This is a genomic window from Rhizobium sp. No.120, from assembly GCF_054558365.1.
This window is the reverse complement of record NZ_BAAJNQ010000001.1, coordinates 998282-1022759: the sequence shown is the minus strand read 5'-3', so window position 1 is coordinate 1022759 and position 24478 is coordinate 998282. Positions and strand designations below refer to the sequence as shown.

The window sequence follows — 24478 nt, the reverse complement described above, 5'->3', positions numbered from 1 at the left end:
GACCTACTTCTCCGAGCGAAGCGCGGCCTCATAGGCAAGCCGCACCCAACGCGCCATTTCATCCGGATCGTCGAACGCATCGTCGGGTATCGACCAATAGGGCATGTTGACGGCCTTGCCTTTCTTGCCCTCGTAAGCCCAGCGCCGAGCGCCTGCCGCTTCGAATTCGGAAGCACTGGTATCATCCGCCTTCAGAAGGATTTCGTCGCCCACTTCCAGCGCCAATATCCGCCCCATATGGTAGATGCCCTTGCCGCCGAACATCCGTTTGATGGTGATCGGCCCAAGCGACTGAAACATCTCCTCGATATCGATATTGTCCATTCCCTACCCCTTCAAAATCCCACCGGCCGCGACAACGGCCTCGGGCGTATCGACATCGAGATGTGCCGCCTCGCCGATCTCGACATCAATGACCGGGAGGCCCGATGTCTCGATGATATGCCTCGCCCCCACATCGCCTTCAAGTCGCATTACCGCGTTCAACACCGATCGTGGTAGGATAACCGGATTGCCACGCTTGCCGCCCGATACCGCCCGCACGATCGCCTGGCCGTTCGCTCCAAGGAAGGCTGATATCAAAGTTCTCAGATCGTTGCCGGTGAGTCCGGGCATATCGGCCAGCATAACAACTACGCCATCGGCCTTTTGAACCGCGCGCGTGCCGACGCCCGCGACCAGCGAGCTGGCCATACCGGAGGCATAATCCGGATTGAAGACAGGCTCGACCGCAAGCCCATGCAATGCTGCTTCAATGTCATCCCGACGATGCCCGGTGACCGCGACGACGTCGGATGCGCCACTGGCAAGGGCCGTTAAAGCCGAACGACGCACCAGCGGTATGCCATCGAATTCCGCTAGAAGCTTGTGCGCACCGCCCTCGCCCATGCGGCTCGCCTTTCCCGCAGCCAACAGGACGATGGCGACCGATATCTCCGACGCCGGCTTGGCGGCGATGTCGCGCGGTCGCGGTCGCGATTGTATTTCCATGAGCAATCCGCCAACGCCCATGCCGGTGATATCCTGCGGCGTCGGCCGTTCGCCGGCTAATATGCGATCCAGCACCCAGTCGAATCCATTCTCTTTCGGGCTGCGCGCGCATCCCGGCGCCCCCACGACATGAACATCGCCCACCCTTCCAAGCACCAGCAAATTCCCCGGGTCGACAGGCATCCCGACCTGAATGACCTCGCCGCCGGCAAGCCGGATCGCCTCTGGTATCACGTCGTCGGCATCGATGACGGCCGAAGCGCCGAATACGATCATAAGCTTCGGCAGTGGGTCCGACGCAGCAAGGCCGCGACGGATCGCATCGGCGACATCGGCTGCTCTATGGGCAACCCGCTCTTCCCGTTGCAGCACGCTGCCCGAAGGCTGCAGCCGCTGCGACAGTATTCGTGTCGTCTTATCCATGACCGAGGCTTTCAGCGACGGCAGCTCCGTAGCAACAAGCGAAACGGCATGCGGCATGAAGGGCTTGACTTCGAAAACCGGCATCCGCCGCAGAATTTCGACACCTGTGGCGATTTTGGCTCCGGAAACGGCGAGCGGAATGATCTTAATAGTCGCGACCATGTCGCCTGCTCGCACAGGTACATGGTCTGCAAGACAGGCAAGGGTGATCGCCGGGTCGAGACCGTTGATCCGATCGACTGCCATGCGATCCGCAACGAACAGACCGTCGACAGCACTGTAAACATTCACCCGTCCTGTTGCTGCCTTTGAGAAAGTCAGATGATCTGGGGCGATGGCCCGCGCCAGCTGCTCGGCCGCTTCGTTTTCCAAAAGGTCGCCCGGTTCGATGCGCGCGGCAATAATGTGCTCGATCCCGGCCGCAGCCAGTCGCTCGATGTCTTCGCCGGTGAGCTTATGCCCCTTGGAAAAGCTGCCGTCAGACAGTCGAACGGAATGCGCGAGAACCGCGCCCTCCGCCTCCGCCGTCGGGAACTCACCGAAGATCATGGCGCGACACCCTTTGGCGATGAGACATCTCGACCGCGAAGGGAGCCGATGATCTCGGCCAGAATGGCGACTGCGATCTCGGCTGGGCTTGCGGCACCAATGGGAAGCCCGATCGGCGCGTGGATCCGGGCAAGCTCCGCCTCATCCACACCCTCGCGCTTCAGACGTTCCAGGCGGCTGGTATGCGTCTTGCGGCTGCCGAGCGCGCCCACATAAAAACAGCCGGTTTTCAGCGCCTGAATAATCGGCTCGTCATCGATCTTGGGATCATGGGTCACGGCGACCAGCGCCATATAGCTGTCGAGCGGTCGCTCTTTTAGCGCATCGACTGGCCAGTCGGCGATCAGGTCGATGCCTTCGAAGCGCTCTGGCGTTGCGAAGGCAGTGCGGGGATCGATGATCGTCACGTCGAAATCCGCGAGGGCCGCCATTCGCGCCAGAACCTGGCTGATATGCACGGCACCGATGATGACGATGCGCGGCGGCGGCAGATGCACGTTGAAGAACAGGCTCTGTCCGTCCACCTCGAGAGCTGTTGACTTGCCCGAACGGAATGCCGATGCCGCGGCATCGGCGAGAGCGCCTTCCAGCACATCACCTTCAACGATGAGCCGATCCGGGCCTCCGGAGAGATCGGTGACAAGGATCGCCGCATGCCGCCTGCGCCGCATTTCGTTCAGCCGCGCCAGTATCTGCCGGTCCATCAGGCGAGCCTTTCGACATAGACGCGGATGCGGCCGCCGCAGGAGAGGCCGACCCGCCACGCGGTCTCATCGGCGACGCCGAATTCCAGCATACGCGACTTGCCGGTCTCGATGACATCAAGCGCCTCGGTGATGACAGCGCCTTCGACGCAGCCGCCGGAAACCGACCCATGAAAATTGCCTTCACCGTCGATAACCAGATGACTACCGGACGGGCGTGGCGCCGAACCCCAGGTATCGACAACGGTCGCCATGGCCACATTGCGGCCTGCCGACACCCATTCCTCCGCAATCACAAGCGGATCCAGACTTTCGGATATATCTGACATCTGAGCCTCATTGCTTGCCGAGAAACCGCCTGGGATCATAATTATCCGCGCGGCCGGCGGTGAGAGCCGATACGAGATCGGCTAGAGATAATAGATTGTGAACGGGACGGAATTCGTCAACATGGGGGAGCATTGCTTTTACGCCGCGGGCGCGCGCCTCAAACCCTTCGAAGCGCAACAGTGGATTGAGCCAAATCAACCGCCGGCAGGAGCGGTGCAGGCGATCCATCTCTTCGCTTAGCAATTCCACGCCTTCGCGCTCCAGCCCGTCGGTGATCAAGAGTACGATCGCGCCCTGTCCCAACACCCGGCGCGCCCATAGTCTATTGAACTCTTTCAGCGTCTCGCCGATCCGCGTTCCACCCGACCAGTCGCGCACCGCCACCGCGCATTCGTCCAGCGCCTGATCCGGGTCCTTGTGGCGCATCGCTCTGGTGACATTGGTCAGGCGCGTTCCGAACAGAAACGTATGCACGCGTCGCCGCCGTTCGGTCAGCACATGCAGGAAATGCAGGAAGATACGCGTGTACTGACTCATCGAACCGGAGATATCGGCGAGCACGACCAGCGGCGGCTGAATTTCCCTAGGCCGTCGAAATCGCGGCAGGATCAACGCTCCACCTGTCCGCAGAGCCGCGCGCATTGTTGCGCGCGGATCGACCTTAGCCGCCGTGCGTGACGATGCGAAACGGCGTGTGCGCACGCGGTCCAGCGGCAATTGCAGCTTCCCCAGCTCCTTCTTGGCAACGGTAATCTCCGCGGCCGACATCTGCGCGAAATCCAGATGGCGCAGAACCTCGCTGCCGGAGCTGGTAAATCGCGAATCTATCTCGATATCGGGAGTCTCGCGCTGCGGGCTCCGGTCAGTCCGATCGCTCAATAACGCATCGCTTACCCTGCTCTCGCCCGGCTTCGGCTTTTCCTTCTCTCGATTGTCAGGCGCGACCGGCGACATCATCGCGATCATTTTCGCAACGAGATCGCGCGAGCGCCAGAACAGCCGGAACGCCTCGCCGAAGACGGCAAGATCCTCATGCCGCTTGACGAAGACGGAACAGAGGGCAGCATGAAATTCCTCGCGCGAACCGATCCCGATGGCCTCGACCGCTTCTATGGCGTCAGCAATCGCCCCAGGACCGATCTTCAGGCCGGCCTTGCGGAGCACCCGACCGAATAGCACGATATTGTCAGCGAGGCGCCCATCACCGGGCGGTGACGGCGCAACGACGATGCCATCCTGCGCACCCGGCTCCATGGCTCATCCTGCCGCCAGCAGTTCGGATTTGACTTCGTCCAACACACGCTTGCCTTCGGCGCCCTGAATACGGGCGATATCATCCTGATATTTCAGCATGGTGCCGAGCGTATCCGAAACCGTCTCCGGATCGAGAGCCAGCCGATCGAGTTCCGTTAAAGCGGTCGCCCAGTCGATCGTCTCAGCAACGCCTGGATTCTTGAAGAGGTCGAGCGTACGCAGCTTCTGGACGTAGGCGACAATTTGGCGCGACAGCGCTTCGTTGCAGCCCGGCACCTTGCGGCGGATGATTTCAAGCTCCTGCTCAGCCTCAGGATAATCGACCCAATGATAGAGACAGCGCCGCTTTAGAGCGTCATGAACTTCGCGCGTGCGGTTGGTGGTGATGATGACGATCGGAGGCTCCGCCGCGCGGATCGTGCCAAGCTCCGGCACCGTCACCTGAAAATCGGACAGCACTTCCAGCAGGAATGCTTCGAAAGCCTCGTCGGTGCGATCCAGTTCGTCGATCAGGAAGACAGGTGCACGCCCGCCGACACCGGACAGGGCCTGCAGCACAGGCCGGCGGATCAGATAGCGTTCGGAAAAGATATCGGCCTCGATACGGTCGCGGTCGGTGAGGCCGGATGCTTCCGCGAGGCGGATTTCCAGCATCTGTGCCGGATAGTTCCATTCGTAGACGGCCGAGGAAACATCCAGACCTTCATAGCATTGGAGGCGGATCAGCGGCCGGTCGAGCGCCTTCGCCAAGACTTTGGCGATCTCTGTCTTGCCGACACCAGCCTCGCCCTCGAGAAAGAGCGGCCGCTTCATTTTCAATGCAAGAAACAGAACGGTGCCGAGCGCGCGTCCGGCCAGATAGTCATGGGCACCGAGCAACGCCATCGTCTCATCGATCGAACCCGGCAACGAAGGTAAAATCTGATCCGCCATGATAACTCCCTTGCAGGGGTTATAGCGCGTGATAGCCCCGGTTCATATAGAGCAATGCCGGCTTTGGTTCGCTGTAGCGTATGGCCATCACTTCGCCAAAGATGACGTTGTGCGTCGAGGCCTCCTTGATCTCGATCACGCGGCAATCGAAGGCGGCAAGAGCATCGGCAAGCACGGGCGCCCCCGTCGCCAGCGTCTCGAACTTGCCGGTAGCGAAGCGTTCGTCGACGGTCAGCTGTGTCTTGCCGGAAAAGGCATCGGCCAAGGCTTGGTGATCCGCGCCGAGCGAATTCAGGGCGAAGATGCCGCTTTTAAAAAAGATTTCGTTCTTGGCGTTGCTGTTGTTGAGGCAGATCAGAACCGTCGCCGGGCTATCCGAGACCGAACACGCGGCTGTGATCGTCACGCCGCGCCGCTCCGCGCCGAGCGCCGTCGTCACCAGCTGCACATGCCCCGCATAGCGGCTCATGGCATCGCGATAAAGCGCCGGGTCCATACGTTGCCTGTCTAGCACCACCGTCTCCTTTATTGAGTCGTGCTTGCTTATCATTGAATATGACGGTCAGGTGTTAGCTTTTCTACAAGAGGATTAGTGAAAACAGAGCGATTTTGCTGCTTTTTCTTTGACGATGCCCTGCAGACGGATAAATAGGGCAGGAAAATTGTCTGGGATACTCCATCGATGAACGTTCTGCGTTGCCTTCCGCTCCTGCTTGCGCTGCTTTCGGCAGCCGGCAGCAGCTATGCCGCAGGGATTCACATTGGCGTAGTGGCCCCGCAGGACGGTAATTTCGCCACGCTAGGCGCACAAATCATCGCCGGCGCCAATTTCCAGATCCAAACCCAAAAGGATGCGGCGACTGTCGTCAACGAGCCCTGCACGGAGGATGGCGGCCGAGCTGCCGCTGAAGCGCTGGTGGCCGCCAAAGCACAGGTCGCAATCGGCTTTCTCTGCACGGAGACCCTCGAGGGCGCGCTGCCGCGCCTCAAGGATGCCGGCATTCCCGTCATCACCGTTTCGGTGCGCTCCCGCATCCTCATGGAAGACGCGCTGAAGAATAGCTGGCCGCTCTTTCGCCTCGCGCCGGTCGATAGCGCCGAGGCGGCCGTAGCGATCGATACCATCTTGAAAAACTGGGCCGCAGAACCGATGGCGCTGATCGATGACGGCACGATACACGGCCGCGAACTGGTCGGCGCTATCCGCAACGCACTGGAGGAAAAGGGGCTGAAGCCTGTTTTCACCGATACGTACCGTCCCGGCCAGGATCAACAGATCGCCCTCGTGCGACGACTGAAGAAGGCAGGCGCAACACGCGTCTTCGTCGGCGGCGACCGCGGCGATGTCGCCGTGATTGCCCGCGACGCCAAGAGCGAGAACATCCCGCTGGTCCTGATGGGCGGTGATGCCATGCGCGCCGCAGATCAGCCCATTCCCTTGCTCGAAGGTGTACAGACAATCGCGCTACCCGACTATGCCAGTCTGCCGGTAGCCCAGCCCACTGTACAGGCGATGCGCGCGGGCGGTATCGAACCTGACGGATATACCCTGCCGGCCGCAGCGGCGGCTCAGATCGCCAGCCAGGCAGCCGACAGCGCCAAGGCGGAGAATAAGCCCATCGCCGAAAAGCTCGTCGGAACGGTTTTCCAAACAACGATCGGCCCGATCTCGTTCGGACAGAAGCACGAATTGACCGAAAATCCCTATCGCCTGCTGGAATGGCGCGGCAATGCCTTCGTGCCGGTGATGCCCTTGAACTGAGACAAGCCGTTCTGGCGGTTGTTTGCCCGCGATAGCGGTGGTAATCCAGGCGCGAAATAACCAGTTGGAGCTCAGCTACCCATGACCTTGCCGATCCGTATTGCCCCTTCCATTCTCGCCGCCGACTTCGCCAAGCTCGGGCAGGAAGTCAAGGATGTGACCGAAGCCGGTGCCGACTGGATCCATCTCGACGTCATGGACGGCCATTTTGTGCCGAACATCTCCTTTGGCGCCGATGTCATCAAGGCACTGCGCCCCTATACGACCGCGACCTTCGACTGCCACCTGATGATTTCGCCGGCCGATCCCTATCTGGAAGCCTTCGCCAAGGCCGGCTGCGACCGCATCACCGTTCATGCCGAAGCCGGCGTGCATCTGCATCGTTCGCTGCAGACGATCCGCCATCTCGGCAAGAAGGTCGGCGTCACCCTCAACCCGGCAACGCCACTTTCCGTGCTGGAAAACGTGCTCGATGATATCGACCTGATTTTGATCATGTCGGTCAATCCGGGCTTCGGTGGCCAGAAGTTCATTCCGGCCATGGCTGATAAAATCCGCAATGCCAAGTCCCTGATCGGTGACCGCTCGATCGAACTGGAAGTCGATGGCGGCGTCTCCGTCGAGACTGCTCCGCTCATCGCGGCGTCCGGCGCCAATGTCCTCGTTGCCGGTTCGGCGATCTTCAAGGGTGAATCGGTCGACGCCTATCGTCAGACGGTCGGCGATCTCCGGGCCGCCGCCGAACGAGGCCGCGTTGGATCAAACTAATCCGACCGATGTCATTATCGCGACGGGCCGAACACGGACCGTCGCCTCGCATTGCCTGGAAATTTTCGCCGGCGCAATCGGCTGGGGCGCGGCCATGGTCGTCTCGGTACTTGCCGCTCTATATTTGCGCAACGGCCTCCTGACCAACCATTTCTCCGCCCTGACGTTCATCTATTTCTTCGGCGCTGCCCTCTCCTGGCCAGCTCTCATACCGCTTATCCGACGCTTTACGCGCCGGCGGCCCACCGGCGCGCGCTTTGCCGCCTTCTTTCTGGCCCTCTCCATCGGCACTGTGGCCATGACGGCCTTCCTCTTCGCCATGGACTATCGCTGGTTCTATTCGCGCTGGCATGCGCCATTCGGTTCGCTTATCTGGATATTCCAGTTCCTGTTCACCAGCGCCAGCGCCGTCTACCAGTTCGCCGTCCTCGGCCTTACCCTGTTTTTGCCGTTCGGCCTGCTATGCCTGATCGTTGTTTCGGCATATCTTGCGCGCCAGGGAGATTGAGGCGCTGAAACATTGTGCCCATGAAACATTGTGATTGCCGCCCGTCTTTGTTATGGGGGCGCCGAGTTTTCCTTTTCCGTCAGCCAAGAAAGCCTTGAGCCTATGATCCCGCGCTACTCCCGACCGGAAATGGTCGCCATCTGGTCTCCCGAAACCAAGTTCCGTATCTGGTTCGAGATCGAGGCCCATGCCTGTGACGCGCTGGCCGCGCTCGGCGTCATTCCGAAGTCTGCAGCGGATACGATCTGGGAAAAGGGTGGCAAGGCCACTTTCGACGTCGCACGCATCGACGAGATCGAGGCCGTCACCAAGCACGATGTCATCGCCTTCCTGACGCATCTGGCCGAAATCGTCGGACCGGACGCTCGCTTCGTGCATCAGGGCATGACCTCCTCGGACGTGCTCGATACCTGCTTCAATGTTCAACTCGTGCGCGCCAGCGACCTGCTCATCGCCGATATCGACAAGTTGCTCGAAGCCCTGAAGCGCCGCGCCTTCGAGCATAAGGACACCGTCACCATCGGCCGTTCGCATGGCATCCACGCCGAGCCCACCACGTTCGGCGTCAAGCTGGCCCTTGCCTATGCCGAATTCGAGCGTTGCAAGCAGCGCCTGATCGCGGCTCGCGAGGAAGTCGCCACCTGCGCCATCTCCGGCGCCGTCGGCACCTTCGCCAACATCGATCCCCGCGTCGAGGAGCATGTCGCAGCCGCCCTCGGCCTGAAGCCGGAACCGGTCTCCACCCAGGTCATCCCGCGCGATCGCCATGCGATGTTCTTCGCCACGCTTGGTGTCGTCGCTTCCTCGATCGAGCGTCTCGCCACCGAAATCCGCCATCTGCAGCGCACCGAAGTTCTGGAAGCAGAAGAATATTTCTCGCCGGGCCAGAAGGGTTCGTCGGCCATGCCGCATAAGCGCAATCCGGTGCTGACGGAAAACCTGACGGGCCTCGCCCGTATGGTCCGCTCATATTCCATTCCGGCGATGGAGAACGTCGCCCTTTGGCACGAGCGCGATATCTCGCACTCCTCCGTCGAACGCATGATCGGCCCTGACGCGACCGTCACGCTCGATTTCGCGCTGGCCCGCATCACCAGCGTCATCGACAAGCTTCTCGTCTACCCGGACAATATGATGAAGAATTTGAACAAGTTCCGCGGGCTTGTTCATTCACAGCGCGTGCTGCTGGCACTGACCCAGGCCGGCGTCTCCCGCGAGGATTCCTATCGCCTCGTCCAGCGCAACGCCATGAAGGTTTGGGAAGAAGGCAAGGACTTCCTTGAGGAGCTGCTGGCCGATCAGGAAGTGCGCGCCGCCCTTTCGGAAGCAGATATCCGCGAAAAATTCGACCTTGGCTATCATACCAAGCATGTCGACACGATCTTCAAGCGGGTTTTCGGCTAGGGTTTCCCGTCTCTGATTTTGCTTTACTTGGGGCGGTGCGGTTAACGCGCCGCCTCTTTCTTTTATTGGTGGATTCGGTGGCGATAACGCGATCATCCTCGACACTCTCGCCAGCCGTGCCTTGATGCTGTCCATGGTCGCGCTTTGCCGCCTTTTCGACCAGCCGGTCGAGGTGTTTCAGATCCTCTTCATCAAGATTCTCGATTCCGATAAAGCGGTTCTCGGCCGCGCTCGTCAGGATCAGTTCGTTGAGCTTGGCCTGAATGGCACGCGTATCGCGCGTCTGCGCGTTCTGAAGCAGAAAAACCATCAGGAAGGTGACGATCGTCGTGCTGGTGTTGATGACCAGTTGCCACGTGTCGGAATAACCGAAGATCGGCCCGGTGGCTCCCCAAACAACCACCGAAAGCAGCGCCAGCACGAAAATGACCGGCTTGCCAGTCCATTCCGAAACCACGACTGCGAAACGGGTGAAAATATGGGTAAGCCACGCCATGATCCGCATCTCCTTGTGACGCGGATCAACGTCAAAAACCGCGCCGCGGTTCCAACAATAGCGGCCTGCCGCCTGAGCCTGTCGTCCTAACCTTCAGCTACGATCAGCTTGCGGTAGAGATGCCAGGAGGCATGGCCTAGGATCGGCATGACGACTGCCAGCCCGGCAAAGATCGGGATGGTGCCGACAACGAGCAGCGCCGCGACGATCAGCCCCCAGACCGCGATCGGCACCGGATTGGTCAGCGTCGCCCGGATACTCGCGTCGATCGCGGCGACGACACCGACGTCACGATCCAGCAGCAGCTGGAACGTAACGACGGTCGTCGCCAGGGCCACGAGCGCAAAGACGAAGCCGATCAAATCGCCCCAAAGCATCATCGCCATGCCTTCCCGGGTCGTCAGCACGCTCGAGACGAAAGATAAAAGCGTCGGAGGGACACCATCGCCAAAGTAGATGAAATAGATATTCCGCGCCACGAAGAGCCAGACAATGAACAGGCCGAACAGCATGAGGCCGGCAACGATGATCGACGGCAAGGCCGACGAGAAGCGCACGTCGAACGCATGGCTCCATGACGTATCCAGCCCCTTTTCCCGCCGCCTACTGATCTCGTAGAGACCGATTGCAGCCAAAGGCCCCAGCAGAGCGAAGCCGGACATCAGCGGAAACAGCAATGGCAGTAGATTCTGGTCGGTGCTCCAGATCGCCAGCGCGATGCCTGCAATCGGATACAGCAGGCACAGGAAGACATAATGCGATGGCTTTTCGCTGAAATCGTCCAGCCCCATCTTCAGGGCATCGACGAGGTCGGCGATAGCGATCTTACGGATGGCGGGGCGCGTGAAAGTGTGGTCTGCTCCAGCCATGACGTGAAAGGCCGTCATAATGCTTCTCCTCCTCAACCGTGGTGCTCGGCTGGCGGTACGAGATGGCGGCAAACGGGGCGCCGACATCGTCATTCGCTACCGGCAGCAGCAATCCTATCAAATTTTGCCGCAATTGTCGCCTTTTCCCTTGACAGTTGGGCTCCCCTTTTCCAAATCGGCGAAATCATGAAAGCCTCCGACGCAAACATTCTCATCATCCCCGGCTATACGAATTCCGGCCCCGACCACTGGCAGACGCGCTGGGAGCAGAAGCTCTCGACCGCACGGCGCGTGGAACAGGCGGAATGGTCGAAGCCTGTGCGCGACGATTGGGTGGCCCGCATTGCTGAAGAAGTGAATGCCTCGGACAAGCCCGTGGTCCTGGTCGCGCATTCGCTCGGCGTTCCCTCGGTGATCCATGCGATACCGCATTTCCGCAACAAGGTCGCCGGCGCCTTTCTGGTCGCGCCTCCGGATGTCGCCAACCCCGGCATTCGGCCAAAGCATCTGATGACCTTCGGTCCCTACCCGCGCGATCCCCTGCCGTTCCCGTCCATCACTATCGCCAGCCGCAACGATCCTTTCGGCACCTATGAGCATGCCGATGATATTGCCAACAGCTGGGGCTCGCTGCTGATCGATGCCGGCGAATCGGGCCATATCAATACCGAATCCGGTCATGGTCCCTGGCCGGAGGGCACTATGGTCTTTTCGAAGTTTCTCAGCCAGCTGAAGCCGTAGTATTATTCATAAACGATGATGGATGGAGGTATGCCTCGCCTCACCAGCCTGTGAAGTACCTGGCACCTTCATTCCATCGACAGATAAAAGCCTGTAAAACAGGTCATGACTGGACCCGAATCTGGCATTGGCACCCCGCCAAGGCCGGAATTCCGAGGAAGGAGGCGCAGGCGGATTGTGAATTCGCTTCTTATCCGTTATGGGGACGCCCACATACGATCCACTTGCGCTGTCCCATGAGCGCCAAAGACAGAGAACAATACCAATGAACCGTCGCCGCCGTATTTACGAGGGCAAGGCCAAGATCCTATACGAGGGACCTGAGCCGGGCACGCTGATCCAGTTCTTCAAGGACGACGCCACCGCCTTCAACAAGAAGAAGCACGAAGTCATCGATGGCAAGGGCGTTCTGAACAATCGCATCTGCGAGTATATCTTCAGCCATCTGAACAAGATCGGCATTCCCACCCATTTCATCCGCCGCCTCAACATGCGCGAGCAGCTGATCAAGGAAGTGGAGATGATTCCGCTTGAGATCGTCGTGCGCAACGTTGCCGCCGGCTCGCTCGCCAAGCGCCTCGGCATCGAGGAAGGCGTGGTTCTGCCGCGTTCGATCATCGAGTTTTATTACAAGTCCGACGCGCTCGAAGACCCTATGGTTTCCGAAGAGCATATCACCGCCTTCGGCTGGGCCAATCCGGCCGAGCTGGACGACATCATGGCGCTCGCCATCCGAGTCAACGACTTCATGACTGGCCTCTTCCTCGGCGTCGGCATCCAACTCGTCGATTTCAAGATCGAATGCGGCCGCCTGTTCGAAGGCGACATGATGCGCATCATCCTCGCCGACGAAATCTCGCCGGACTCTTGCCGTCTCTGGGATATCGAAACCCGGGAAAAGATGGACAAGGACCGCTTCCGTCGCGACATGGGTGGCCTGCTCGAAGCCTATTCCGAAGTGGCTCGCCGCCTCGGCATCATCAATGAAAACGAACCCGTGCGCGGCACGGGCCCGGTTCTCGTCAAGTAAGTTCAGAAAGGACAATCGTGATCAAGGCTCGTGTAACCGTCACGCTGAAGAACGGCGTTCTCGATCCGCAAGGCAAGGCAATCGAAGGCGCGCTCGGCGCACTCGGCTTTGACGGCGTCCATCAGGTCCGCCAGGGCAAGGTCTTCGATCTCGAGCTTGAAGGCACCGACAAGAACAAGGCAGAAGCCGATCTCAAGGCCATGTGCGAAAAGCTTCTCGCCAATACGGTCATCGAGAACTTCAGCATTTCGATCGACTGATTGTCCTCTTTCGCGAGCCCTCCTTCCTTTGTCTCAGGCAATAGAGTATGGCTCTGAAAGCGCTTTCAGCGATCATCCCTAGCCTCTTGCGGGACCAGCACCATGAAATCAGCAGTCGTCCAACTCCCCGGCCTCAATCGCGATCGCGACATGATCGCGGCGCTGACCAAGATTTCCGGCCACGCGCCCGTAACGGTCTGGCAGACGGAGACCGAGATCCCGGATGTCGACCTGATCGTCATTCCCGGCGGCTTCTCTTATGGCGATTATCTGCGCTGCGGCGCGATCGCTGCCCGCATGCCGATCATGCAAGCAATCAAGGACAAGGCCGACCAGGGCGTGAAGGTCTTGGGCGTTTGCAACGGTTTCCAAATCTTGCTCGAAGCCGGCATGCTGCCGGGCGCATTGATGCGCAACGCCTCGCTGAAATTCGTCTGCCGTGAAGTGAAATTGGAAGTCGTCAATGCCGAGACGGACTTCACGACTGCCTATGCCAAGGGCCAAATCATCCGCAGCCCGGTCGCCCATCACGACGGCAACTATTTTGCCGATGCCGAGACGCTGAAGGCGATCGAAGGCAATGGCCAGGTGGTCTTCCGCTATGCCGAAGGTACCAACCCGAACGGTTCCGTCAACGACATTGCCGGCGTGATCAATACCAAGGGCAATGTGCTGGGCATGATGCCGCATCCGGAAAACCTGATTGAGGCGGCCCATGGCGGCAGCGATGGGCGCGGTCTGTTCGCATCCGCACTCGGCGTGATCGCGGCCTGATAGACCAGTCCGCTATTAGAACCATAAAATCGGCGTTTTAGGATCGAACAGCAGAGCACTGGAATGCGACCCTGCAGACCAGCCCTAAATCGCCTCATTGGAAAGAAATTGATGCGCCCTCGCCTCCTGACAGGACTTTATTCCGCTGCCGCCATCGCGATGCTTGGGCTGTTGGTTACCTCTTGCGGCCCGCGCCCGCCGGCCATCACGGCGACCGATCACAGCGCCTTGTCGACGATGGAGCGCGTCATGCTCAATGCCAGCGCCTGCTGGTTCAAATCCTCGGACCCGGCCTTTGCCGGTTATCAACTCTCTCCGGAGCTCAATTCCTACACCGGTCGCCCGCGCATCCTCGTGGTCGACAAGAAACATCCCACCGGCCGGCCGTCGCTCGTTGTGCAGGCGGAAGGCAATCCTGCGCAGTTACAGGCCTTCGGTCCGATGATGTCAGGCGCTTCCGGCGGCCGCATTACGGGCGACGTCAATCGCTGGGCTGGTGGCACCAAGGGTTGCCAATAACCGTTTCTCCGTCGCGGTTCTGTTGCCAGCGAACAGGCTCGCGCAACTTAAAAGAAGCCCGCCTTTAGGGTTTCCTAATCCACGCTTCGAACGCTTTCGGTTCGACATTGCCGCCGCAGAGAACGGTTGCCACGGTCTTGCCGGCGAAACGCTGTGGATTCTCAAGAATGGCGGCAACGCCAAGGGCGGCGGCAGGCTCCACGATAAGTCCGGAATGCAGATATAGGAGTCGCATTCCCTCCTTGATGGTATCCTCACCGACCAAAAGAGCGTCGTCGGCGACGACCAATAGATCATCAAGAACTTCCGGGATCACATAGCGCCCGGCCACACCGTCGGCAATGGTGTTCGGCGTGCCCGCTTCCACGATCCGCCCGGCCTTGAAGGAAAGAGTCATAGCCGGTGCATTTCGGGGCTGGACTGTGATGATCTCCACATTCGGCCGCCGGCACTTCAGAGCATAGCCGATACCCGTCGCCATTGCCCCGGCCCCTAGAGAAACCAAGACGGTGTCCAGCGCTTGGGGAAATTCGGAAAGCTCGAGCCCGATTGTCGCGGCACCTTCACAAGTATCGAGATTCTTGCTGTCCTCCACGAGGAAGGCACCCGTTTCCTCGGCGAGATCGGAGGCTGCCTGCAGCGCGGCTTCGATTTCCCCTTCGACCAACACCACTCTTGCTCCGAATAGCCGCATCTTTTCGACTTTGATGGCATTGGCAGCGACGGACGCCGTAACCATGACATCAAAGTTTCTCAGCCGGCCGCCATAGGCAAGTGCCTGGCCCAGATTGCCCGCGCTGGCACAGACAACCGATTTCTTGTCACCCTGTGACTGGAGTCTCGCCAAAACCATCTCAGTGCCACGCCCCTTGAAGCAGCGCACAGGATTCATCGTTTCGATCTTCAGAACGACCCGGCAACCCAGCGCCCGGCTCAAACTTTCACAGACATATTGTGGTGTATGGCGAAAGACCTTGTGTATGGTCGTGGCAGCGGCTTCGATCCGATCGATATCCAAGCGCATATGAGCCTCCATCGCATTTCTCAGTGAGGCCCAGGCGGTCGGCATTCAGGGCTGCGTTCCACGATGGTTCTCCATCACAATCCGCCAGTCGCGCAGCCACTGCAAACTCGTTCACAAGCTAGGCAATGTCAAGGATTTGAAATGGGCCGGATAAGAGGCACATTGGCCTGATATGCGGCTCAGCCCACTCAATCCCAGAAGAATGACTTACTGACTTCCTTTGCCGCCTCGCGACGCGTCAGGCCGATGTCGTGTAACTGATCATCGGTCAGATCTCTTAAAACACGCCGTCCCTCGCGCTTCTCCAGCCAATCCCAATAGGACGTCCAGAGCCGGCGCAACATATGCGGCCTTGGCTGCGCCGCTCTAGTTCCCACGCGCGCCGCGCAGGGGTCTCCCGCTTCGGTCGAACAGATTGTAGCCATTGTACTCATCTTCATTTCCACATGATGGTGACAATTTCGATGCATCGAGCCAAACGATGCAAATTGACTCATACTCTTGACTCGATGACAGGGACAATCTAGGAAATTGTCATTATGACAAATTGGCTTCCTGACATTTCCAGCGGAACCGGCCCGGTTTACATCCGCGTCGCTGACAGCATCGAGAATGCGATCACGCATGGCGTCTTGCCGCCAGGCACGAAGCTGCCGCCGCAGCGCAACCTTGCCTATGATATCGGCGTGACTATCGGCACGGTGAGCAGGGCCTATGCCCTTGTGCATGAACGCGGCCTCGTGGCCGGCGAAGTCGGCCGCGGCACCTATGTTCTGGAGCGCTCGAATGGCAAACAGATCGAACCCGTCGATCCGATCACCCAGGCACTTGCCGGCACGCGCGGCCTGAATACGCCCGATGCCAAGATCCGCTTCGACACGACAGCCGCTCCCGATATCGGCCAGGGCACGATCATCGGCAAGCTTTTCGCCGACATCAGCAGCGAGCATCAATCCGAGATCTCTTCCTATTCAAGGAACTTCCCGGCAAACTGGTTTGAGGCCGGGCAGATCTGGCTCGCCCGCAACGGCTGGCAGCCAGCAATCGAGACGGTCGTGCCGACGCTCGGCGCCCATGCCGCCGCCATAGCAGTCATTTCGGCCGTCACCTCGCCGGGCGACAAGATCGTCTTCGAGAACCTCACCTATACGCAGATAAGCCGCGCCGCCCGCCTACTCGGACGCCGCTCGATTTTGGTGGATTCGGACGAGCATGGGATGATCCCGGAGGATTTCGAACGTCTCTGCCAGCAGCAGCATCCGCGCCTCGCCTTCCTGATGCCCACGGCTCATAATCCCACGCTGGTGACAATGCCGGAGGCAAGACGCCGGGCGATTGCAGCCATCGCCCGCCGCCACAGCGTATGGCTGATTGAAGACGACCTCTACGGCGGCATGACCGGCGATCAGAACCCGCTGATGGCCGCCATCGCGCCGGAGCGCACCTTCGTGGTCAGCAGCCTGTCGAAATCGGTGACAGCCGGCGTGCGCGGCGGCTGGGTCGCCTGCCCGCCGCATTTCGCCCAGCGCATCAAAGTCACGCACAAGATGACGACCGGCGGCCTGCCTTTCATATTGGCCGAAACCTGTGCCCGACTCGTATTGGGCGGTCATGCCCTGGAACTTCGCCGCAAATCCGTCGAAGAGATCAAGGCCCGTGAGCAATTGGCGCGCGAGGCATTATCGGGCTTCGAGTTCCATTCGCATCCGCATCTGCCGTTTCTATGGCTGAAGCTGCCGGAACCCTGGCTTTCGGGTACCTTCAAGAATGCAGCGCTCTCCGAAGGAGTGCTCATTGATGATGAGGATGAATTCAAGGCCGCCCGAATCGACAGGGTCTATCACCGTGTTCGCATCGCCTTTTCGTCGCCCCCACAGCGAAAAGATGTTGCGGCAGGGTTCATGACATTACGCAGGTTGTTGGAAAACGGCTCATCCGGTTACGATAGTCACATTTAAGCAAGCCTTATCAATTTATCGGCAGACATATTGGGTAAATGCGCTTTTGTCGCCTCGACACTTAGCACGCTACCATTCTATCAATATAAAGTGAGGATTCGCCCGCTACACCAGGGGGAGCGCATGGCTATTACAAGCTTTTTGAGCAAGCGTTTAGTTTTGAGTTTTCTGACAGTCGGTTCGGTATTCATCGCAGGTCAATCGATCGCAATCGCCGCCGATACGGTGACGGCGGCTCCCGCCCCTCAAGTCAAGATCTTCGACGAACTTCGTTTCGGTGCCAGCGGCTCCATCCAGAGCGGCAATGAGCATGAAAGCGGTGTCTTCCCGGATGTTCAGGTCCTCTTCAATCCGTTCGGCTACAATCCAACCGCCGACTGGAAGGATCAGTTGACCCATCCGCGTATTCACGTCGGCACATCGATCGGCACGTCAGGCTCTGCAACGCAGGTCTATGGCGGCCTTTCCTGGACGCTTACGCATAGCAACGGCATCTTCACCGAACTCGGCTTCGGCGGCACGGTGCACACGGGCAACCTCGACGACTGGCGAGAGCACGGCCCGATGCTCGGCTGTCGCTTGCTCTTCCATGAATATGCCGGCCTCGGCTACAATTTCGACAACCACTGGAACGTGATGGCGCAGATCGCGCATTCGTCGCATGCCAATCTTTGTGACGGGCCTAACGGCGGCATGACGCGCGCCGGCATAATGGTCGGCTATAAATTCTGACCTTGCTGAGCGGCCGCCAATGGCCGCGCGCTTGATTTTCGCTATATCCATACCGGCGTGTTGTGAACGCCGGTGATTTTCCTGTCGCACGACAGGGAGAGTTGCGCTAAAGAGACCCCGATCCCTGACCGGTCTTCAAATCCTTTACAGGCAAGGACACTCGAGCGCCCATGACCATTTCCAATACGATCCAGATCACCCCCGAACTGATTGCCGCCCACGGCCTCAAGCCGGATGAATATCAGCGCATTCTGGATCTGATCGGCCGCGAGCCTACGTTCACCGAACTCGGCATATTTTCGGCCATGTGGAACGAGCACTGCTCCTACAAATCCTCCAAGAAGTGGCTCCGCACTCTGCCGACCAAGGGACCGCGCGTTATCCAGGGCCCGGGCGAGAATGCCGGCGTCGTCGATATCGACGATGGCGACTGTGTCGTCTTCAAGATGGAAAGCCACAATCACCCCTCCTATATCGAACCCTATCAAGGCGCTGCGACCGGCGTCGGCGGCATCCTGCGCGATGTCTTCACCATGGGTGCCCGCCCGATCGCTGCCATGAACGCCCTGCGCTTCGGTGAGCCGGATCATCCGAAGACCCGCCATCTCGTCTCCGGCGTCGTTGCCGGTGTGGGCGGTTATGGCAATTCCTTCGGTGTTCCCACGGTCGGCGGCGAAGTCGAATTCGATGCGCGTTATAACGGCAATATTTTGGTCAACGCCTTTGCTGCCGGCCTTGCCAAGTCCAATGCGATCTTCCTCTCGGAAGCCAAGGGCGTCGGCCTTCCGGTCGTCTATCTCGGCGCTAAGACCGGCCGTGACGGTGTCGGCGGCGCAACCATGGCGTCGGCCGAATTCGATGAATCGATCGAGGAAAAGCGTCCGACCGTTCAGGTCGGCGACCCCTTCACCGAAAAGTGCCTGCTCGAAGCCTGCCTGGAGCTGATGCAAACGGGCGCCGTCATCGCCATTCAGGATATGGGTGCGGCCGGCCTCACCTGCTCCGCCGTCGAAATGGGCGCCAAGGGCGACCTCGGCATCGAGCTCGATCTCGACAAGGTGCCTGTGCGCGAAGAGCGAATGACGGCCTATGAAATGATGCTGTCGGAAAGCCAGGAGCGCATGCTCATGGTGCTGCAGCCGGAAAAGGAAGCCATCGCAAAGGCGATCTTCGTCAAATGGGGCTTGGATTTCGCTATTGTTGGCAAGACGACCGACGACCTGCGTTTCCGTGTCATCCATCAGGGCGAGGAAGTCGCCAACCTGCCGATCAAGGATCTCGGCGACCAGGCTCCGGAATATGACCGTCCGTGGCGGGAATCCGACAAGCGCGCCGCACTCCCCGCCGATCTCGTGGCTGCGCCGGAAGGCTACGGTAAGACCCTACTGAAGCTGGTCGGCTCCGCCAACCAGTCCAGCCGCCGCTGGGTCTATGAGCAATACGATACGCTGATCCAGGGCAATTCGCTGCAGCTTCCTGGCGGCGATGCCGGCGTTGTTCGCGTCGAAGGTCATCCGACCAAGGCGCTCGCTTTCTCCTCGGATGTCACGCCGCGCTATGTCGAAGCCGATCCGTTCGAAGGCGGCAAGCAGGCAGTGGCGGAATGCTGGCGCAACATTACGGCAACCGGCGCCGAGCCGCTGGCCGCGACCGACAATCTGAACTTCGGCAATCCGGAAAAGCCCGAAATCATGGGCCAGTTCGTTGGCGCCATCAAAGGCATCGGCGAAGCCTGCCGCGCACTGGATTTCCCGATCGTCTCGGGCAATGTTTCGCTCTACAACGAAACCAATGGCGTCGCTATCCTGCCGACCCCGACCATCGCCGGCGTCGGTCTGCTGCCGGATTGGAAGGCCATGGCCCGCATCGGCTCCGCTTCGGAAGGTGACCACGTTCTGATGATCGGTGTCGACGGCAGCCATCTTGGTTCCTCGATCTATTTGCGCGATATCATCGGCTCGACGGATGGCCCTGCTCCGGAAGTCGATCTGTTCGCCGAACGCCGCAACGGCGATTTCGTGCGCTCTGCCATCCGCAACGGTCAGGTCACGGCCTGCCACGACATCTCCTCCGGTGGTCTGGCACTCGCTCTGGCGGAGATGGCAATGGCTTCAGGCAAGGGCCTGCGTATCGATCTCGGCGAATGCAAGACATTGCCGCATGCAGCCCTCTTTGGCGAGGATCAGGCCCGCTACGTCATCGCCGTTCCGGCCGATGTTGCCGATTTCGTCTGCATCAATGCGGAAAGCGCCGGCGTGCCCTTCCGCCGTCTCGGAACGGTCGGCGGCAATGCACTCATCGTCGATGGCCTGTTAACGCTACCGGTTGAACAGTTGCGCGAAGCGCATGAATCGTGGTTTCCTGCCTTCATGGATGGCGGCTCGCTTGCCGCTGCTGAATAAATCGAGGTACCCCTTATGCCCATGAACCCCGGCGATATCGAAGACATGATCAAGGCCGGCATTCCCGGCGCCAAGGTGACGATTCGCGACCTGGCCGGGGATGGCGATCACTATGCCGCCGAAGTTGTCGCGGAAGCCTTCCGCGGCAAGACTCGCGTGCAACAGCACCAGATGGTCTATGATGCCCTGAAGGGCAATATGGGCGGCGTACTGCACGCTCTTGCGCTGCAGACCTCAGCGCCCGATTGAGAGCGCCTGCGCCTCTTCGCCGGAGTTGAAGCTCAGCTCCGGCAATCTCTTTATTGAGAATTCAGCGAAATCCGCAGCCGGCAACGGACCGGCAGTCATCAGGGTGAAATCGAAGAAGGCCCTGAGATCGGGACCGAGCACATATTGCCGGTGAACCCGCAGAAAATCCCGTTTGATCTTCTTATAATGCCTTTCCGACAGCATCTGCTTGAAGCGCACGAAAAGGATCGAAGCCTGCCGGGCGTCCTCATGGCCGCAAACTGCGGCAACCCTAGCCTTGTAGAAATGGATCGCGTCCGTGAGACAATGAACGTCAAGCCAGAAGATTTCCTTGCAGCGAGCGATCAATCCCACGCGTGAGCGCAGCACATTGGCCGACCGCATGAGAGCACATTGCAGGATGGCACTGCCAAGGGTCGTAAATACTACGCGCTTTCCCTGCAGCAAATCCGGCTCACGCTCCAGCAGCAGACCGACCACGTGAGCTGCCACGGACGAACCCATGCTGTGCGACGAGATGACGAATTCTTCGACGTCAGGCTCATCCAAGGCTTGCCGGACATTCACGGCGCTGGCTTCCAGCCATTGCTCCGCGCCTATCCCGTTCAACTCCGCCATTGCCACCGCCATCTCCCAATCGGAAAAAAGATGCAGCGTATGCAGCTTTTCGGCTTGCGGCAGGAAAACATAGACGAAAAAGGCGACTGCGAGCGCGATGCTGCCGATATGGCTCCAGGCCGGCAGCCCGAAAAGGATTGGCGCAAAGGCGATCGACAGGCTGAGAATCAGCCCCACAAGCATCAGCAGAAACGGAAAGATAAAGAACAGGCCGAAGCGCCATGCGTGACGGAAGTAGCCCGTCATGCCACCCGAAGCGGCAACTTTTGCCGCGGCAAGATAGCCCTGCATCAGCCGCGTGAAGAATGGCCTGCCATTCAGCATGGCAACCAGATCGTTATGATCGACGATGTGAATGCGGCTTTGCGTATGCCAGTCCGCAGCCGTCGCCGTGACATCGAAATACGGTGCACGGCCGAAATTCTTTATTTCGTCTACGGACACGGTGAAATCCCAGGCGGCAGCGCTCTGCCGCGCAGAGCGCTCGTAACGAGCCCGATGTGCGGCAGCGTCCAGCGGCTCGAAGCCAGGGAAGTGGAGAACCACCCTCTTCTTTATAGGATTCATATTGCAGTCTGTCCCCGGCGCGCGCCAATAGCACTGTTAAAAATTGAAGGTGCCATGACCACGAACTACCGGCTTTTTCATGGCGAAGCAGTATAATTTGACGAAAGTAAAAATATTGAGATCAAGCATTTATCAGCGTGGACTTAGACAGAAATGAAGCTGCTCAAAAAATCTTCCCACCATCGTATCATGCTGTGACCACACAGAAATATCCTAGCATTCATGGCGGGGATATGGAGAAGCCTCGGCACACGAGTCTACCGGTGGAGCAATCATGATCTTTTGAGCGATAGGAGGCGCCACCCGCTGCTGCGTCGGGGCTGTCGAGGCGCGGTAGCCGAAAGCGATGCTCAATATAAGAACAATGGCACTTACTGTCACGGCGCTGTTCAGGATCGATGCTCTTGGCGTGCGCACGTGCTCGAAATATTCCCGCTCGCCTTCGCTGGTATCTTCAGAGCTGTAAAATTCCCGCTCTTCACCAACCTGCCCGTCTGAATAATGGTGGTGGCTCATAGTGTCCGCTCCCTCAAAATGCGACTGCAATGCTCACAAGGGACCGATACGCGCCAAATCGCATCAATCGACAGATTTTTACAAACATACCGATCGTTTGTAAATTAGATAGCAAACTAATATTAACGGTCCCTTGCCTCAAATTTATGTGTGTTGTTCAGGCAGGGAGTTGAAGGGTCATTTTCGAAACGCACTATTCAGAAAATCGCCTCAATGAAGCATTTTCGCTTGTGTCCGGGATCGTAAATCCGCAAGTCCATTCATGCGATGAAAAAGAAGATGCATATGTTTTGCGGCTGGAAATCTTGTCGGCTGCTTGCTATTTAAGGGACAGATGTAACGCTGCGGACCTTGACCCCGCATGTGAAAGGAACTGGACAATGAGCGGCATTCACGAATTCATCGACAATGAAGTTAAGAACAACGACGTCGTTCTTTTCATGAAAGGCACGCCCCAGTTTCCGCAGTGTGGCTTCTCCGGCCAGGTGGTCCAGATTCTCGATTATATTGGCGTCGACTATAAGGGCATCAATGTCCTTGCCGACGCCGAGATTCGCCAGGGCATCAAGGACTATTCCAATTGGCCGACCATCCCGCAGCTTTACGTGAAGGGCGAATTCATCGGCGGTTGCGATATCGTGCGCGAGATGTTCCAGGCAGGCGAGTTGCAGCAACACCTTCAGGAACACGGCATCAGCGTTCGCGGCGCCGCCTGACCGGGCACCGGGCTCCTCGTCCGGTTTCCATAAGTTAAATTTGATCGATTGGGCGCTGCCGCCGGGCGGCGCCTTGACATGTTTATGGGAATAAAACCGTGACGACTTCATCCCAGGCCATGTCCCATGGGCAACTGCCCATGGGCAAACGCGAGTTCATCGCACTTGCGGCCTTCCTGATGGCGATCAATTCGCTTGCCATAGACATCATGCTCCCCGCATTGCAGCAGATCGGCTCCAGCCTCGGCGTGATGAACGAGAATCATCGGCAATATGTGGTGACGGCCTATCTGATCGGCTTCGGCTCGGCTCAGCTTATCTACGGCCCCCTGTCGGATCGCTTTGGCCGCCGCCTGCCCCTCTTGATCGGCATCACCGTCTACGTCGTCTCCGCCTTCGGTATTGCCCTTATACCCTCCTTTGCGGGCCTTCTCGCTCTGCGCTTCATCCAGGGCCTGGGCTCGGCAGCCACGCGCGTCATCACCATTTCGATCGTCCGTGACGTCTTCGGCGGCCGCCTGATGGCCGAAGTGATGTCGCTGATCATGATGGTCTTCATGATCGTTCCGGTCATCGCGCCCGGAAGCGGCCAGATCATCATGCTGGTCAGCACCTGGCACATGATCTTCGTCTTCATCGGCACCATGGCGACACTCGTCGGTCTCTGGATGTATTTCCGGCTTCCGGAAACATTGAAGCCGGAAAATGTCCGTCCGCTGACCATCAGATCGGTCGCTTCCGGCTTCAGGATGGTTCTGACGAACCGCGTAGCCCTCTGTTACACCTTGGCCAGCACCTTCCTATTCGGAGCGCTGTTCGGCTTCATCAATTCGGCGCAGCAGATCTATAGCGGCATTTACGGGCTGGGCGTGTACACGCCGGTTGCCTTTGGTGGCGTAGCGCTGTTCATGGCGCTGTCTTCCTTCATCAACTCACAGCTTGTGGGACGTTTCGGCATGCGGCGGCTTTCGCATGCGGCATTGCTCGGCTTCTCCTTCATCACTTTCATTTGGATGCTGGTACAGCTTTATGGCTCGGCACCGATGCCCTTCCCGCTGTTCATGCTGTTTTTCGCGCTGGCAATGTTCCAGTTCGGCTGGATCGGCTCGAATTTCAATTCTCTCGCCATGGAGCCGCTCGGCCATGTCGCCGGCACCGCTTCCTCGGTGCTCGGGTTCATGAGCACCGTCGGCGGCGCATCGATCGGCGCCGGTATCGGCCAGTATTTCAACGGCACGGCAACGCCTATGGTCATCGGCTACTTCACCGTTTCTCTGATCGGCCTGGTGTTCGTGCTGGTCGCCGAAAGGGGTCGCCTCTTCCGCGCGCACAATGCGCCGCCTCCGGCCGACCAGTCCCTCGCTCTACATTGACAGGCATAT

28 protein-coding genes and 1 riboswitch are annotated in these 24478 nt (G+C 59.1%); of the genes, 15 read left to right on the top strand and 13 right to left on the bottom strand.

The genetic code is table 11. The features are described from left to right. Window positions 1-3: 3 nt before the first annotated feature. From ACYJRZ_RS05085 to ACYJRZ_RS05055, 7 genes are read right to left on the bottom strand one after another with little or no spacing between them, the layout of a single operon-like run. Window positions 4-324 (bottom strand): TfoX/Sxy family protein, encoded by a 321-nt coding sequence (locus ACYJRZ_RS05085; RefSeq protein WP_112334760.1) that lies wholly within the window; start codon window positions 322-324, stop codon window positions 4-6. Between the two features lie 3 nt (window positions 325-327). Then, window positions 328-1962, bottom strand: coding sequence for an NTP transferase domain-containing protein (locus ACYJRZ_RS05080; RefSeq protein WP_459456669.1), 1635 nt, complete (start codon window positions 1960-1962; stop codon window positions 328-330). Beyond that, the gene (locus ACYJRZ_RS05075; RefSeq protein WP_459456667.1) at window positions 1959-2666 is read right to left on the bottom strand and encodes an XdhC family protein; all 708 of its coding nucleotides are present in this window, start codon (window positions 2664-2666) and stop codon (window positions 1959-1961) included. The genes ACYJRZ_RS05080 and ACYJRZ_RS05075 overlap by 4 nt, the downstream gene beginning before the upstream one ends. Next, on the bottom strand, window positions 2666-2995 hold the full coding sequence (locus ACYJRZ_RS05070) for an XdhC family protein (RefSeq protein WP_047633158.1): 330 nt from the start codon (window positions 2993-2995) through the stop codon (window positions 2666-2668). Before ACYJRZ_RS05070 ends, ACYJRZ_RS05075 begins: the two co-directional genes overlap by 1 nt. Window positions 2996-3002: 7 nt before the next feature. Then, window positions 3003-4250 carry a vWA domain-containing protein gene (locus tag ACYJRZ_RS05065; protein WP_459456665.1) on the bottom strand — a complete coding sequence of 416 codons (1248 nt, stop codon included), beginning with the start codon at window positions 4248-4250 and terminating at the stop codon, window positions 3003-3005. A gap of 3 nt (window positions 4251-4253) precedes the next feature. Beyond that, a complete protein-coding gene (locus ACYJRZ_RS05060) occupies window positions 4254-5183 on the bottom strand; it encodes an AAA family ATPase (RefSeq protein ID WP_459456663.1) in 930 nt (309 codons plus the stop codon). Window positions 5184-5202: 19 nt separating this feature from the next. Then, window positions 5203-5697: a flavin reductase family protein gene (locus ACYJRZ_RS05055; RefSeq protein ID WP_459456661.1), complete on the bottom strand. Its 495-nt coding sequence runs from the start codon at window positions 5695-5697 to the stop codon at window positions 5203-5205. Between the two features lie 168 nt (window positions 5698-5865). Between ACYJRZ_RS05055 and ACYJRZ_RS05050 the strand changes: the two genes are divergently transcribed. The 4 genes from ACYJRZ_RS05050 to purB all read left to right on the top strand — a co-directional run bounded on the left by ACYJRZ_RS05050 (window position 5866) and on the right by purB (window position 9625). Continuing rightward, window positions 5866-6945: an ABC transporter substrate-binding protein gene (locus ACYJRZ_RS05050; protein WP_459456659.1), complete on the top strand. Its 1080-nt coding sequence runs from the start codon at window positions 5866-5868 to the stop codon at window positions 6943-6945. Between the two features lie 81 nt (window positions 6946-7026). Further along, a complete protein-coding gene (rpe, locus tag ACYJRZ_RS05045; protein ID WP_459456657.1) occupies window positions 7027-7713 on the top strand; it encodes a ribulose-phosphate 3-epimerase in 687 nt (228 codons plus the stop codon). Window positions 7714-7729: 16 nt separating this feature from the next. Beyond that, complete coding sequence (locus tag ACYJRZ_RS05040) at window positions 7730-8221, top strand: hypothetical protein (protein ID WP_459456959.1); 492 nt, start codon at window positions 7730-7732, stop codon at window positions 8219-8221. Window positions 8222-8323: 102 nt separating this feature from the next. After that, window positions 8324-9625, top strand: coding sequence for an adenylosuccinate lyase (purB, locus tag ACYJRZ_RS05035; protein ID WP_092716414.1), 1302 nt, complete (start codon window positions 8324-8326; stop codon window positions 9623-9625). On the opposite strand, the gene ACYJRZ_RS05030 is transcribed toward purB, so the two are convergent. Continuing rightward, window positions 9606-10121, bottom strand: a complete 516-nt coding sequence (locus ACYJRZ_RS05030) for a low affinity iron permease family protein (protein WP_459456957.1) — start codon at window positions 10119-10121, stop codon at window positions 9606-9608. The two genes, purB and ACYJRZ_RS05030, sit on opposite strands and share 20 nt — an antisense overlap. A gap of 86 nt (window positions 10122-10207) precedes the next feature. Beyond that, the gene (locus ACYJRZ_RS05025; RefSeq protein ID WP_459456655.1) at window positions 10208-11008 is read right to left on the bottom strand and encodes a DUF2189 domain-containing protein; all 801 of its coding nucleotides are present in this window, start codon (window positions 11006-11008) and stop codon (window positions 10208-10210) included. Between the two features lie 168 nt (window positions 11009-11176). On the opposite strand from ACYJRZ_RS05025, the gene ACYJRZ_RS05020 reads away from it, so the two are divergent. The 5 genes from ACYJRZ_RS05020 (at window position 11177) to ACYJRZ_RS05000 (ending at window position 14314) form a co-directional block, all read left to right on the top strand. Further along, window positions 11177-11731, top strand: coding sequence for an RBBP9/YdeN family alpha/beta hydrolase (locus ACYJRZ_RS05020; protein WP_092716524.1), 555 nt, complete (start codon window positions 11177-11179; stop codon window positions 11729-11731). Between the two features lie 265 nt (window positions 11732-11996). Next, window positions 11997-12761: a phosphoribosylaminoimidazolesuccinocarboxamide synthase gene (gene purC, locus ACYJRZ_RS05015; protein ID WP_069613005.1), complete on the top strand. Its 765-nt coding sequence runs from the start codon at window positions 11997-11999 to the stop codon at window positions 12759-12761. Window positions 12762-12778: 17 nt separating this feature from the next. Next, window positions 12779-13021, top strand: a complete 243-nt coding sequence (purS, locus tag ACYJRZ_RS05010; protein WP_069613006.1) for a phosphoribosylformylglycinamidine synthase subunit PurS — start codon at window positions 12779-12781, stop codon at window positions 13019-13021. 102 nt (window positions 13022-13123) lie between these two features. Further along, entirely contained in the window at window positions 13124-13795 is a 672-nt protein-coding gene (gene purQ / locus ACYJRZ_RS05005) for a phosphoribosylformylglycinamidine synthase subunit PurQ (protein ID WP_459456651.1), read from the top strand. Between the two features lie 111 nt (window positions 13796-13906). Next, entirely contained in the window at window positions 13907-14314 is a 408-nt protein-coding gene (locus ACYJRZ_RS05000; RefSeq protein WP_459456649.1) for a hypothetical protein, read from the top strand. A 64-nt stretch (window positions 14315-14378) separates the two neighbouring features. On the opposite strand, the gene ACYJRZ_RS04995 is transcribed toward ACYJRZ_RS05000, so the two are convergent. Further along, window positions 14379-15338: a threonine ammonia-lyase gene (locus ACYJRZ_RS04995; protein ID WP_459456647.1), complete on the bottom strand. Its 960-nt coding sequence runs from the start codon at window positions 15336-15338 to the stop codon at window positions 14379-14381. 21 nt (window positions 15339-15359) lie between these two features. Beyond that, a riboswitch (ZMP/ZTP riboswitch) is annotated at window positions 15360-15440 on the bottom strand. Window positions 15441-15526: 86 nt separating this feature from the next. Further along, on the bottom strand, window positions 15527-15772 hold the full coding sequence (locus tag ACYJRZ_RS04990) for a DUF1127 domain-containing protein (RefSeq protein WP_459456645.1): 246 nt from the start codon (window positions 15770-15772) through the stop codon (window positions 15527-15529). 105 nt (window positions 15773-15877) lie between these two features. Here ACYJRZ_RS04990 and ACYJRZ_RS04985 point away from each other — a divergent pair, with 105 nt between their 5' ends. The 4 genes from ACYJRZ_RS04985 (at window position 15878) to ACYJRZ_RS04970 (ending at window position 20679) form a co-directional block, all read left to right on the top strand. Continuing rightward, window positions 15878-17296: an aminotransferase-like domain-containing protein gene (locus ACYJRZ_RS04985; protein ID WP_459456643.1), complete on the top strand. Its 1419-nt coding sequence runs from the start codon at window positions 15878-15880 to the stop codon at window positions 17294-17296. A gap of 123 nt (window positions 17297-17419) precedes the next feature. Further along, window positions 17420-18028: an acyloxyacyl hydrolase gene (locus ACYJRZ_RS04980; protein WP_459456641.1), complete on the top strand. Its 609-nt coding sequence runs from the start codon at window positions 17420-17422 to the stop codon at window positions 18026-18028. Between the two features lie 170 nt (window positions 18029-18198). After that, a complete protein-coding gene (gene purL / locus ACYJRZ_RS04975) occupies window positions 18199-20430 on the top strand; it encodes a phosphoribosylformylglycinamidine synthase subunit PurL (RefSeq protein WP_459456639.1) in 2232 nt (743 codons plus the stop codon). 15 nt (window positions 20431-20445) lie between these two features. Next, window positions 20446-20679 (top strand): BolA family protein, encoded by a 234-nt coding sequence (locus ACYJRZ_RS04970; RefSeq protein ID WP_459456637.1) that lies wholly within the window; start codon window positions 20446-20448, stop codon window positions 20677-20679. Here the strand turns inward: ACYJRZ_RS04970 and ACYJRZ_RS04965 are convergent. Together ACYJRZ_RS04965 and ACYJRZ_RS04960 are read right to left on the bottom strand one after the other, a co-directional pair. Next, complete coding sequence (locus tag ACYJRZ_RS04965; protein WP_459456635.1) at window positions 20665-21864, bottom strand: hypothetical protein; 1200 nt, start codon at window positions 21862-21864, stop codon at window positions 20665-20667. The genes ACYJRZ_RS04970 and ACYJRZ_RS04965 overlap by 15 nt on opposite strands. 213 nt (window positions 21865-22077) lie before the next feature. Then, window positions 22078-22380 carry a hypothetical protein gene (locus ACYJRZ_RS04960; RefSeq protein ID WP_459456633.1) on the bottom strand — a complete coding sequence of 101 codons (303 nt, stop codon included), beginning with the start codon at window positions 22378-22380 and terminating at the stop codon, window positions 22078-22080. A gap of 380 nt (window positions 22381-22760) precedes the next feature. Between ACYJRZ_RS04960 and grxD the strand changes: the two genes are divergently transcribed. Both grxD and ACYJRZ_RS04950 read left to right on the top strand, forming a co-directional pair. Then, complete coding sequence (gene grxD, locus ACYJRZ_RS04955) at window positions 22761-23096, top strand: Grx4 family monothiol glutaredoxin (RefSeq protein WP_015340050.1); 336 nt, start codon at window positions 22761-22763, stop codon at window positions 23094-23096. Window positions 23097-23236: 140 nt separating this feature from the next. Next, window positions 23237-24469, top strand: a complete 1233-nt coding sequence (locus ACYJRZ_RS04950) for a multidrug effflux MFS transporter (protein ID WP_459456955.1) — start codon at window positions 23237-23239, stop codon at window positions 24467-24469. Window positions 24470-24478: the final 9 nt, after the last annotated feature.